Here is an 11,900-nt window from a genome sequence, read left to right as displayed (position 1 = left end):
GCATGATATGTCGGTGAGCTGAATCGGCGCTCCGGCAAAACGTCACGTCTGACTGTAAAAAAGCGCGTCTGATGACGCGCTTTTTTTATGCTCCTGCCCGGGGTTGCGTGATGCGCAAACCACTCACAATGGCCGCCAGCGTGGCCATAATACCTGCAACCATCAGCGCGATGTGGGTTCCACCATCGCCGAACAGGTTCAGCATTAGCGCTACCAATGCGGCCCCCGAACTTTGCCCCAGTAAACGTGCCGTTCCCAGCATGCCACTCGCACCTCCGCTACGCTCGCGGGGGGCTGAGGTGATGATCGTATGGTTGTTTGGCGACTGGAATAAACCGAAACCGGCGCCGCACAGGATCATTGGCCAGATAATACTGATGTCAGAGGGAGAAGCAGGCAACAACATCAGGGAAAACAAGCCTGCCGCCATCACCGCCAACCCCAATGCGCCCAGCAGACCCGCATGTACCTTTTCGATTAAGTAACCGGCAAGCGGCGCCATCACCATCGTGGCCAGCGGCCAGGGCGTTAACAACAGGCCGGTTTCCACTTCGCTGCGGCCTAAAACGGTTTGCAGGAAAAAGGGCAGGGACACCATGGCGAGCATTTGCGCGCAAAAGGAGCAGATCGAGGTGCCAATAGAGAGGGAAAAAAGCGGGATTCGCAGCAAGTCCACCGGCAGTAAGGGAACCGGAAGCGAAAGCTGGCGGCGAATAAAGAAAAAACCGACAACAAGCATGATGCCTAACTCGGCGGCGATCAGCAGCAATGACTGTCCCTGTGCGAATCCGCTAAGGGCGGTGATCAGCAGTCCGAAAGTTAAGGCGTTCATCACTGCGCTCGGCAGGTCAAAGCGCGGTTTCGTACTGCGCGATCCGTTGGGCGGCAAAAAGCGCATGGCCAGTAGCAATGCCAGGATGCCTAGCGGCACGTTAATCAGAAATAACCACTGCCACGACGCGACTGAGAGGATGGCGGCAGCTAGTGTGGGACCTGCCGCTGATGATACGGCGACAATGAATGAGTTAATGCCCATTCCTCGTCCAAGATGACGCTGGGGATAAATAAGGCGAATTAGCGCGGTGTTGACGCTCATCAGCGCCGCCCCGCCAAATCCCTGTACGACGCGCGCCATCGTCAGCATTTGCAATGAGTCAGACAAGGCACAAAACAGGGACGCCAGCAGGAAAATAACTAACCCGCATTTATATATACGTCGATAACCAAACATATCCCCCAGGAATGAGAGAGAGAGCAGGGACACCACAATGGCAATTTGGTAGGCGTTCACCACCCAGATTGAACTGGCGGGTGAAGCCTGAAGATCGGCGGCTATCGTGGGGAGCGCAACGTTAGCAATTGCACCGTCGAGGACGGCCATCGAAATACCAATAACGATGGTGAGAATGGCACCGTACCGTTGAGGAACAGGCAATCCATCTGTCTGGCGTTTTTCCATAGGAATTCAGAGTCTTTCTGGGATTATGATCAGAGTAATTATTTTAGCATTGATATTCAGGGCTTATGTCGCAGAATTGTCACTAAGTAAGCAAAGATGGATTGCGAGCAGTGTAACGTGAAATTATAATAAAAAATTGTTCTGATTTTTATAAAACACTCGTAATGAGGTGATAAATGGCTATCGCAGATCTGGATAAACAACCTGATTCTGTTTCTTCTGTGCTGAAGGTGTTTGGCATTTTACAGGCGCTGGGGGAAGAGCGCGAAATTGGTATTACCGAGTTGTCGCAACGCGTCATGATGTCGAAAAGCACTGTTTATCGCTTTTTGCAGACCATGAAAACGCTGGGATATGTGGCTCAGGAAGGCGAGTCGGAAAAGTATTCTCTGACCCTGAAGCTGTTTGAATTGGGCGCACGTGCTTTACAGAATGTTGATCTGATCCGTAGCGCCGATATTCAAATGCGTGAGCTTTCGCGTCTGACCAAAGAAACGGTACACCTCGGTGCGCTGGATGAAGACAGTATCGTCTACATTCACAAAATAGATTCAATGTACAACCTGCGTATGTACTCGCGGGTTGGACGTCGTAACCCGCTGTACAGTACCGCGATTGGTAAAGTGCTTTTGGCCTGGCGCGATCGTGACGAAGTCAAACAGATCATGGAAGGGGTTGAGTATAAGCGCAGCACTGACCGTACTATAACTTCTACTGATGAATTACTGACATTGCTGGATAAAGTCCGTGAGCAGGGTTATGGCGAAGATAACGAAGAGCAGGAAGAAGGTTTACGCTGTATTGGCGTACCGGTATTCGACCGCTTCGGGGTCGTCATTGCGGGTCTGAGCATCTCCTTCCCGACGCTGCGCTTCTCAGAAGAGCGTTTGCACGAGTATGTCGAAATGCTGCACACGGCGGCACGCAAGATTTCCGAGCAAATGGGCTATAACGACTACCCGTTCTAAGCAGCGTTCGCATCCTGATATTAAAAAGCCAGACGGTCACATACTGCTGGCTGGCTTTTTAAATATGACTTAATCATTCATCACTTGGATCATTTCAATATTAGATAAGTAAATATTAGCGGGACTTAATATGATGAACGGAAGAATAAATAAGGCATAACAGGGTTATGCCCTGGGGAAATATTCGACTAAACAGATTTAGTTATTATCGACAACAACCGTGCTTTTTCGCAATACAGGACAATCGGTCAGGCCAATAATACCGCTATTAGTGTGAATATACTGTGCCGTGCTGGTGCCTCGGGCGGTCAGATACTGGCATTGCAAGCCCAGACCTGCCGCATTCTCCTGACTTCCAATCAAAACTCCATAACCGCTGAGTAGTAAACCTATCCATACCAGAGCAAGCAAGACAATCGCGCGAATGATCAAACGCATTACAACCTCTTTTCTTCTTTCGTTATAATAAGAGTAGCCTGTACATCTGCTGATACAAGTGAATCATTCCTAAAAATACATAATGTCGCCGCAGTTAGCCTCGGTTTAGGTAACGCATGGTAATTTAGAGTCATAAGATGTGGATTCGGAGAACTGAGTGAAAAAGTTTCGGTGGGTATTCCTGATAATTGGCGTGCTGGTTTGCCTGTTGCTTTGGGCGCAGGTGTTCAACATCATGTGCGATCAGGATGTACAATTTTTCAGCGGTATTTGCGCCATCAATAAATTTATTCCCTGGTAACCGCATTTTTACGACAGGTGATTACCTTCTCGTGTAGCAGTGCTAAAATGCCCCGTCTACATTGAGGTGGTAAAATGAACGAAGTTCTGAACTCAGGCGCGCTGACTTTCGCGTCTTTAATGGTATCGGTGGTGGTTCTGGTTGTTGGTCTTGTCTTGTGGTTCTTCGTCAACCGCGCAAGTTCGCGTACCAATGAGCAGATCGAATTGCTCGAATCCTTGTTAGACCAGCAAAAACGTCAAAACGCGTTGCTGCGTCGTCTGTGTGAAGCAAATGAACCTGAGAAAGCGGCTGAAGCGACCCCCGCAGCAAATGTACGGGAAGAGGACGATGATATCATTCGTCTGGTAGCGGAAAGGTAGCCGGGTTGACAGGATGCGAGTTTGCCAGCACCGTCTGCGGACACGTCATCCTGTCATCCTTCGCGGTGATGCACTATTCTGGTGCAAGTGTGCATTTTGATTATCGTCTGCAGTGGGTCCTGGCAACGTAATATTTCATTGAACAATTAATATCTTATCCCTCCCAGCATTAATTAATGTTATTCCCTACAACTAAAATATGATTATTCTTTTTTTGTGATGGTGATCGTTTTTATTAATAACGAAACGTTTCTCTCACTTTTTTTGTGCATTGTCATCGTATCTTCATTATTTTGGTGCACAACGTCGTGGGAGAATTTTGGTACATTAATCCATTAAAAAATCAGCCATTCGTATCTGTTTTTTTGCAATTGGTGTGATTTTGTTATGTGACAAATTATGCATTACAAAGCATAAAAAGTGATATCTGTCACTTGTGGCGATAAGTTGAGCGACTTGCCTGGAACAACCGAAGTTATTGAGCTATGGTAGAAAAGCGTCTGTTCTGAACGCGGTCTGTCAGAGCGGACGTAGAGAGGCGAAAATATATCTTCAGCGGATTTAGCGCATAACTGTGCAGTCGCGCTTTGGCGACTTTCGGGATTTGTGCGACTGATCGAGACACGTTTAAAAATGGCTTGCCATATTTAACGTTGTATGTGATAACACGGCTTGGGTTAAACGAGGTACAGTTCTGTTTATGTGTGGCATTTTCAGTAAAGAAGTCCTGAGTAAAAACGTTGTCGTTGAATACCGCTTCTCTGCCGAACCTTATATTAGTGCCTCAAGCAGTAATGTCTCAGTTTTATCTATGTTATGCCTGCGGGCGAAGAAAACAATCTAAGGAATTTTGCAAATGGCAAAGATTAAAGGTCAAGTTAAGTGGTTCAACGAGTCTAAAGGTTTTGGTTTCATTACTCCGGCTGATGGCAGCAAAGACGTGTTTGTACACTTCTCTGCTATCCAGGGTAATGGCTTCAAAACTCTGGCTGAAGGCCAGAACGTTGAGTTCGAAATTCAGGACGGCCAGAAAGGTCCGGCTGCTGTTAACGTAACAGCTATCTGATCGATACCACTGATTTGAAGCGTTCAGGCGCATCAACCTCAGATATAAAGCCTCGCAAATGCGGGGCTTTTTAATTCAACTTGCGTCAAAACATTTCTGAATATCCTTCTGTTCGCGCTTTGTTGCAAAACCGCGAAGTTCGTAGCATTGTTTTTCCCGATTTCCCTCACTATTTTTCGTTAAATCAATCACCTGAAAAGTGAGTTTGCTGGAGATCAGGTGAAAAAGAAAAGCGACGGCGCTGTGGCTAATTTTACCCCCGTGCGTTATGCACTGCTTTGTGCGGCAATACTGGTAAGTTTGGGGTTATTACTCGGGCGCGTTGCGTGGTTACAAATTGTCACGCCGACAAACCTGGTCAGGCAAGAAGATATGCGCTCGTTACGTGAAGTCACGACGGTATCTCCGCGCGGGATGATTACCGACAGGGAAGGGCGTCCGCTGGCCGTCAGTGTGCCGGTGAATGCGGTCTGGGCCGATCCGAAAACCATCATCAGCAAGGGCGGCGTGGGATATAACGAACGTTGGCAAGCACTGGCAAGTACGCTGCATCTGTCGTTAAGTACGCTGGCAAAGCGGGTTAACAGTAATCCGGCGGGGCGATTTATCTATCTGGCGCGCCAGGTGTCTCCACAACAAGCACAATGGATCGACAAACTTAACCTTGCGGGGATCAATCTGCGTGAAGAATCTCGCCGATTTTATCCTGCCGGACATGTTGCGGCTAACCTGATTGGTTTTACCAATATTGATGGGCAGGGCATTGAAGGGGTTGAGAAAAGTTTTAATTCGCAATTGACGGGAAAACCGGGCTCGCGCCTTGTGCGTAAAGACAAATTCGGGCACGTGATTGAGAACATCACGGAAGTCGCGCCTGTTCCGGCACATGAGTTGCAACTCAGTATCGATGAGCGTTTGCAGACCGTGACGGAAGATGCCTTAGACAATGCCGTCACCTGGAACAAAGCGGAGTCGGGCGCAGCAGTGCTGGTCAGTGTTGCCACCGGCGAAATTCTTGCGATGGCAAGCTTCCCGGATTTTAACCCGAACAATCGTGAAGGGGCCGTGCTGGACGATTTTCGAAATCGTGCCATTAGCGACACCTTCGAACCGGGCTCAACCGTCAAACCGCTGGTGGTCATGACTGCGCTAAAGCAGGGCATTGTGCAGCCAGACAGCGTGATCGACACGCATCCGTTTAATCTTGATGGCCATCGTATCCGCGACGTGGGCTTCTACCCTGAACTCTCTTTAACCGGCATTTTGCAAAAATCGAGTGACACGGGGGTTTCACATCTCTCACTCGCGATGCCGGTTCAGCAATTACTTGATACTTATAAAAGTTTCGGCTTTGGTGCGCCGACAGGGCTGGGATTAACCGGGGAGAGCAGCGGTTTGCTACCCCAACGACGTTACTGGAGCGATCTCGATCGGGCAACATTCGCTTTCGGTTATGGTCTGATGGTTACGCCCCTGCAGTTGGCGCATGTGTACGCGACGATCGGCAGCTTTGGTATTTATCGGCCTCTCTCCATCACCCGTATCGATCCTCCGGTGATTGGCACCCGGGTGATGTCTGAAGGTCTGGTCCACGAAGTTGAACATATGATGGAGAGCGTTGCGTTGCCCGGAGGCGGGGGAACCAAAGCTGCGGTGAGAGATTACCGTGTCGCGGTGAAAACCGGCACGGCGAAAAAAATAGGTGACGATGGAAAGTACGTCGACAAATATGTGGCCTACACGGCGGGTGTCGCCCCGGCGAGTGATCCGAAATTTGCGCTGGTGGTTGTGATCAACGATCCGCAGAATGGTTCTTATTATGGTGGGGCGGTTTCGGCTCCGGTATTTAGCCAGATTATGGGAGACGTATTGCGCCTCGAAAACGTCAAGCCTGATGGCATGCCCGCCGATTCTGACCATTTGCTTGTCATGCACGGCAGCCGCGTTTCGACCCCTGCACTGTAAGAGAGTCAAGCCACCAGGCCTGCGGGCCAGCCTTCAGGGGGCTCCTGCGCGTTGTCCTGCAACGTGAATTAGTGAGAGTATATTTTCCCGGGGGGCAATTCGCGTTACACTTGCGCCCCGAAGCCATCAGCCGGAGTTGTCATGTTGTTTTCTTGTCCTCTTTGCCACCACCCTCTTGCGCAAGTAAAAAACAGTTTTATCTGTCCGCAACGACATCAATTTGATGTGGCGAAAGAAGGCTATGTCAACTTACTGCCGGTGCAGCATAAACGCTCGCGCGATCCGGGGGATAGTGCGGAAATGATGCAGGCGCGTCGGGCATTTCTTGATGCCGGGCATTATCAGCCGCTGCGTGACGCTATCGTCAATATCCTCAATGAACGTTTAAGTTCCCATGCGACATCGGTTCTCGATATTGGCTGCGGCGAAGGGTATTACACACATGCTTTTGCCGATGCGCAGCCAGGAATCACCGTGTTTGGCCTGGATGTGGCAAAAGTGGCGATTAAGTCTGCGGCGAAGCGTTATCCGCAGGTGACGTTCTGCGTTGCCTCGAGTCATCGCCTGCCATTTGCTGATGCGTCAATGGATGCCATTATCAGGATCTATGCGCCGTGCAAAGCCGAAGAGTTAGCCAGAGTCGTCAAACCGGGGGGATGGGTGATCACCGCAACGCCGGGGCCACGCCATTTAATGGAGCTCAAGGGGCTGATTTATGATGAGATCCGCCTGCATGCCCCGCACACGGAGCAGATCGACGGTTTTACGTTACAGCAGAGCGTGGCGTTGAACTATCCGATGAGCCTAAGCGGCAGTGAGGCTGTTGCATTGTTACAGATGACGCCTTTTGCATGGCGGGCGAAACCCGACGTGTGGGAAGCGCTGTCAGCCAGGGACGTGTTTGACTGCCAGACCGATTTCAGTCTTCACCTCTGGCAGCGCGACAGTTAGCCGTAAAAATGGGCCCAGAGGATCTGGGCGCCGATGCCAATCAGCACGATCCCGCCTAAAATTTCAGCGCGTTTGCCCAGCATCGGGCCAATGAATCGGCCAATCATCATTCCCAGCGTCGACATGCAAAGCGTCGCGCAACCAATGGCCAGCGCAGTCGCGATGATATTCACCTGCAGGAAGGCTAAACCGACCCCAACGGCCATGGCATCAAGACTGGTGGCAATAGCTGTTGTCACTAACAGCCAAAAACTGTGACGGCGCAGGGGCTCTGCGTCTTCTTCATCGTTATCCCGAAAGCCTTCAATGATCATACGCCCGCCTAAGAAAATCAGCAGCAGGAAGGCGATCCAGTGGTTCCATTCGAGAACGAATTTGCTTGCCAGCATTCCCATGCCCCAACCAATCAGCGGGGTCAGCGTTTCGACAGCGCCAAAAATAAGGCCGGTGCGCAGAGCTTCGGAGAATTTGGGTTTATGCAGTGTGGCACCTTTACCAATCGACGCAGCGAAGGCGTCCATCGACATGCCAAAAGCGAGAAGAATTGTAGCGGTAAAATGCATGACAGCGTCCTGACCGGGGTTTCCATAAAACACATCACTGCCCCCAGCAAACATGCCCCCTGACGCTTATCTGTGATCACAGTATCAGCCGTCTGGTTGGCATAGCAGTTGATGTGCATATGGTCTCGCCTGACTGAGAGTTTCAGTCCGTACGCGCCACGTTTTTCAACGAGTATGTTGACGCGTACATTTCCGGAGTCTGGAAATCGGCTACTCCCCAAATGACGGCGCAACCTTAACATATTTTGAGAATATAAAACAACAATGAGGAAATAATATTTGACCTCTAACTGAAAACGATTTTCATTTAGATTTAAATATCAATGAAAGGTTAAAAGGAATAATAATTTTAGCTATTAAAATATAGCCTGAGCTATGTTTGTCGTTGGCTGATATACCGGGATATAGTTCAGGCTATATTATTAACTCATTGAGAAGAAACGAAAAGTTTATATATTCCTTCCAGATCGTCTATATTTCGTACGCGGACCAGCAATCGGCGTTGTTCTAATTGCATCACCAGCACGCCATCCTCGGATAAATTCATTTCTTTAATCCGGTTATATTCTATCCACATATTGGCGAAGAAGAAGCCTTTTTGCTTGAAGATGATTTTGGGCGCCCGGATCCAGAACAGATACAATCCCATTAATACCAGACCACATAATAACCATGTGGTGGTTTGCGGCCCGTGGCTGGTGACGTTGTTATAGATAAGAATGAGCACCAGGCCAATAAAGATAACACTGTCCACACGGCTGCGACGCAACAGGGGAACAGAAAGCAGGGTGGAGCCGTGACGGCGGGGCATGATGAACTGATCGTAAATGGCAAATGCCAGCAACACGGCAATAAAGAGAACCAGCACCAGGTCCGTGATTGTCATGAATCCTCCAAATAAAAACCGGGGGCAGGCCCCCGGTAAAGTACAACGTTATTACAGACCCAACAGACCTACAGAGTAACCCGCAATACCGATGACAAAGAAGCCAACGATGATCCACAGTGGGTTGACTTTCTTACGCAGCAACCACATACAGGCAAAGGTCAGCAACAACGGAACCAGACCCGGCATCAGCTGATCAAGGATAGTTTGTACCGTCGTGACACGCGTCTGACCATCCTGACCGGTGATGGTGGAAACCACCAGCGGGATGTTAACGTGCGTCCACTTGTTAACCAACGCCCCCATGACAAACAGGCCGAGAATTGACGCCCCCTCAGTCAGTTTTTGCAGGAAGCCGCCGCCCATATCTTTAACGATATCGACACCTTTACGGTAACCGTAGGCCACGCCGTAATAACGGGTTGCCAGACGAACCAGGTTGAACAGAATGAAGAACAACAGTGGACCCAGCAGGCTGCCGCTCATCGCGATACCGGCGCCCAGTGCGGCAAACACCGGACGAACAGTACCCCAGAATATCGGGTCACCGACGCCCGCCAACGGTCCCATCAGACCGACTTTGATACCGTTGATGGCACCATCGTCGATCTCCGCGCCGTTAGCTCGTTGTTCTTCCATTGCCAGCGTAACGCCCAGTACCGGGGCAGCCACGTAAGGATGGGTGTTAAAGAACTCCAGGTGACGTTTAATCGCTTGTTTGCGTGCGTCGTTGTTCTCAGGATACAAACGACGGATTGCCGGTATCATAGAGAAGCAGAAACCCAGCGCCTGCATACGTTCGAAGTTCCATGAACCCTGAAACAGGTTAGAACGAATGAACACGCCACGAATGTCACTCTGAGTGAGTTTTTTCTCGGTAGTTGTTTTAGTCATATCAACCATTTCGCTCACCTGCTAGTCCAGTTCATTATCGAGGGAGTTATCACCAGCAGCCTGAGCCGGCGCACCCGCTACGCGGTTATATTTCGGGCTCAACTGAATGTAGAGGATGGCCATGACTGCGCCAATCACACCCAGAGCGACCAGGTTGAAGTTAGTAAATGCCGCTGTCACAAAGCCGAGGTAGAAGAACGGCATCAGGTAGCCCGCACGCATCATGTTGATGACCATTGCATAACCGACGACGACGATCATACCGCCCGCAATATTCAGACCACCGGTCACGACTTCTGGAATCGCATTGAGCATGCTCTGCACTTCGCTGGTACCGACAGAGATAGCCACGATAACGGCCGGAATTGCGACACGCATTGCCTGCAGGAACAGGGAGGAGACGTGGATCCAGGAAAGCGCCGTGAGGTTGCCGTTTTCGGCCGCCTTATCTGCTGCGTGCTGGAATGCCACGGTGATGGTACGTACGATAATGGTCAGAACCTGACCTGCCGCCGCCAGCGGGATAGCCAGCGCGATACCTGCCCCGATGCTTTGGTGACCGGCGATAACCAGAACGGTTGAGATAATGGACGCCAGTGCGGCATCCGGTGCCACGGCGGCACCGATGTTCATCCAGCCCAGAGCGATCATTTCCAGGGTACCACCGATGATAATACCGGTTTTCATATCCCCGAGAACGGCGCCGATCAGCGTACAGGCTATCAGCGGACGGTGGAACTGAAATTCATCAAGTACCGACTCCATACCCGCGATACATGCGACGATGAACACCAGCACAATCTGAAGAGTGGTAATCTCCATTGTACTTCTCCTATTGCTATACAGACTTAAGTGTGAAAGCTAATTAAATGCGGACGGGTTATTTCGCCACTTTGGCGATCAGGTCCATCATTTTCAGTTTCTGATCGGTGGAAACTTTACGAACTTCAAGTTCGATGCCGCGTTCGTTGAGCTTTTTGAAGGCGACGATATCGTTCTCATCGACGGAAACCGCATTGTTAACCTGCGTTTTGCCCTGGCGGAAGGCCATACCGCCAATGTTCACGGAGGTGATTTTGACGCCACCTTCGACGATACGCTCCACATCAGTAGGATTGGTGAACAACAGCATGACGCGATTGCCGGCGTATTTCGGGTTGTTGTAGACGCGAATCATCTTCTCGACATCTACGACGTGTGCCGTTACGCCCGGAGGTGCGACTTGTGTTAATAGCGTTTTACGGACGTTATCCGCAGCCACTTCATCGCTTACCACGATAATGCGGGTAACGTTCGTTTCTTTGGTCCAGCGTGTTGCCACCTGGCCGTGGATAAGACGGTCATCAATACGGGCCAGACCAATGACCATATAATCATTAGGACCCATTGGTTTCGCCGGTGCGGCCGCTTTTGGCGCGGCAACCGGTGCGGGCACCGCTTTTTCAACCGGTTTTGCTTTCAGCGCTTTCACGCCTTCACGTCCGGTTTCTACCGCCAGAGCAACTAATTCGTCAAAGCTCGGGTTGTCATCACGGGCCATAAACGTTTCCACCAGCATGGGAATGTTAACGCCTGCGACAACCTCATAATGCTCTTTGTCAACGACAATGCGGCTGGCAGCGTTAAACGGACTGCCTCCCCATGTATCGACGAGAAATAGCACGCCTTTACTGGTATCGAGTTTTGCCAACTGAGCGTTGTACTTTTCGATCAGCGTTTCGGCATTTTCGCCTGGAACGAAATCGATCCAGCCGACATTTTCCTGCTCGCCTAACAGCATTTCGGCTGTTTTAAGTAACTGCTCTGCAGCCCAACCATGTGTGCCTATCACAATAGCAATGGTCACTTGCTACCTCCTTTATTATCGTTAACACATCGACGCAAAAATGTATTTTGAATCGCCGTCCGCAATCGAATCGATTCAGAAAAGGGTTACAATAGAAAACCTGTGATTTTCGTGAATTATTTTAGATATCGAAAAAAATATTTTATGTGATGAAGATCCGTAATTTAGGTTTCGGTTACGAGAAATTTCGTGGTGTAAAAT

14 protein-coding genes and 1 riboswitch are annotated in these 11,900 nt (G+C 50.0%); of the genes, 7 read left to right on the top strand and 7 right to left on the bottom strand.

The genetic code is table 11. The features are described from left to right. Positions 1-85: 85 nt before the first annotated feature. Positions 86-1,459, bottom strand: coding sequence for an MFS transporter (locus P2W74_RS13865; protein ID WP_276292055.1), 1,374 nt, complete (start codon positions 1,457-1,459; stop codon positions 86-88). 176 nt (positions 1,460-1,635) lie between these two features. Here P2W74_RS13865 and kdgR point away from each other — a divergent pair, with 176 nt between their 5' ends. Continuing rightward, positions 1,636-2,427, top strand: coding sequence for a DNA-binding transcriptional regulator KdgR (kdgR, locus tag P2W74_RS13860; protein ID WP_276292054.1), 792 nt, complete (start codon positions 1,636-1,638; stop codon positions 2,425-2,427). Between the two features lie 198 nt (positions 2,428-2,625). On the opposite strand, the gene P2W74_RS13855 is transcribed toward kdgR, so the two are convergent. Next, on the bottom strand, positions 2,626-2,865 hold the full coding sequence (locus P2W74_RS13855) for a YobH family protein (protein WP_276292053.1): 240 nt from the start codon (positions 2,863-2,865) through the stop codon (positions 2,626-2,628). Positions 2,866-3,022: 157 nt separating this feature from the next. Here P2W74_RS13855 and mgrB point away from each other — a divergent pair, with 157 nt between their 5' ends. The 6 genes from mgrB to rlmA all read left to right on the top strand — a co-directional run bounded on the left by mgrB (position 3,023) and on the right by rlmA (position 7,510). Continuing rightward, the gene (gene mgrB, locus P2W74_RS13850) at positions 3,023-3,166 is read left to right on the top strand and encodes a PhoP/PhoQ regulatory lipoprotein MgrB (RefSeq protein WP_162379727.1); all 144 of its coding nucleotides are present in this window, start codon (positions 3,023-3,025) and stop codon (positions 3,164-3,166) included. A 74-nt stretch (positions 3,167-3,240) separates the two neighbouring features. Beyond that, the gene (locus P2W74_RS13845) at positions 3,241-3,528 is read left to right on the top strand and encodes a YebO family protein (RefSeq protein WP_276292052.1); all 288 of its coding nucleotides are present in this window, start codon (positions 3,241-3,243) and stop codon (positions 3,526-3,528) included. 700 nt (positions 3,529-4,228) lie between these two features. Further along, positions 4,229-4,372, top strand: coding sequence for a DUF2627 domain-containing protein (locus P2W74_RS13840; protein WP_192611929.1), 144 nt, complete (start codon positions 4,229-4,231; stop codon positions 4,370-4,372). A 12-nt stretch (positions 4,373-4,384) separates the two neighbouring features. Then, positions 4,385-4,594, top strand: a complete 210-nt coding sequence (cspE, locus tag P2W74_RS13835; RefSeq protein ID WP_001062678.1) for a transcription antiterminator/RNA stability regulator CspE — start codon at positions 4,385-4,387, stop codon at positions 4,592-4,594. 219 nt (positions 4,595-4,813) lie between these two features. Continuing rightward, positions 4,814-6,559, top strand: a complete 1,746-nt coding sequence (gene ftsI / locus P2W74_RS13830) for a peptidoglycan glycosyltransferase FtsI (protein ID WP_276292051.1) — start codon at positions 4,814-4,816, stop codon at positions 6,557-6,559. Positions 6,560-6,700: 141 nt separating this feature from the next. Next, a complete protein-coding gene (rlmA, locus tag P2W74_RS13825) occupies positions 6,701-7,510 on the top strand; it encodes a 23S rRNA (guanine(745)-N(1))-methyltransferase (protein ID WP_276292050.1) in 810 nt (269 codons plus the stop codon). Here rlmA and mntP read toward each other — a convergent pair. The 5 genes from mntP to manX form a co-directional block, all read right to left on the bottom strand. Beyond that, positions 7,507-8,073, bottom strand: a complete 567-nt coding sequence (gene mntP / locus P2W74_RS13820) for a manganese efflux pump MntP (protein ID WP_276292049.1) — start codon at positions 8,071-8,073, stop codon at positions 7,507-7,509. The genes rlmA and mntP overlap by 4 nt on opposite strands. Before the next feature lie 131 nt (positions 8,074-8,204). Further along, a riboswitch (yybP-ykoY riboswitch) is annotated at positions 8,205-8,305 on the bottom strand. Positions 8,306-8,500: 195 nt separating this feature from the next. Beyond that, complete coding sequence (locus tag P2W74_RS13815) at positions 8,501-8,959, bottom strand: DUF986 family protein (protein WP_276292048.1); 459 nt, start codon at positions 8,957-8,959, stop codon at positions 8,501-8,503. Positions 8,960-9,010: 51 nt separating this feature from the next. Then, the gene (locus P2W74_RS13810; RefSeq protein WP_276292047.1) at positions 9,011-9,862 is read right to left on the bottom strand and encodes a PTS mannose transporter subunit IID; all 852 of its coding nucleotides are present in this window, start codon (positions 9,860-9,862) and stop codon (positions 9,011-9,013) included. A gap of 12 nt (positions 9,863-9,874) precedes the next feature. Continuing rightward, a complete protein-coding gene (gene manY, locus P2W74_RS13805; RefSeq protein ID WP_276292046.1) occupies positions 9,875-10,675 on the bottom strand; it encodes a PTS mannose transporter subunit IIC in 801 nt (266 codons plus the stop codon). Between the two features lie 58 nt (positions 10,676-10,733). After that, positions 10,734-11,699, bottom strand: coding sequence for a PTS mannose transporter subunit IIAB (gene manX / locus P2W74_RS13800; RefSeq protein ID WP_276292045.1), 966 nt, complete (start codon positions 11,697-11,699; stop codon positions 10,734-10,736). Between the last annotated feature and the right edge of the window lie 201 nt (positions 11,700-11,900).

The sequence above is a fragment of the Citrobacter enshiensis genome, assembly GCF_029338175.1.
GTDB classification, from domain to species: domain Bacteria; phylum Pseudomonadota; class Gammaproteobacteria; order Enterobacterales; family Enterobacteriaceae; genus Citrobacter_D; species Citrobacter_D enshiensis.
This window is presented reverse-complemented; position numbering and strand designations above follow the sequence as displayed.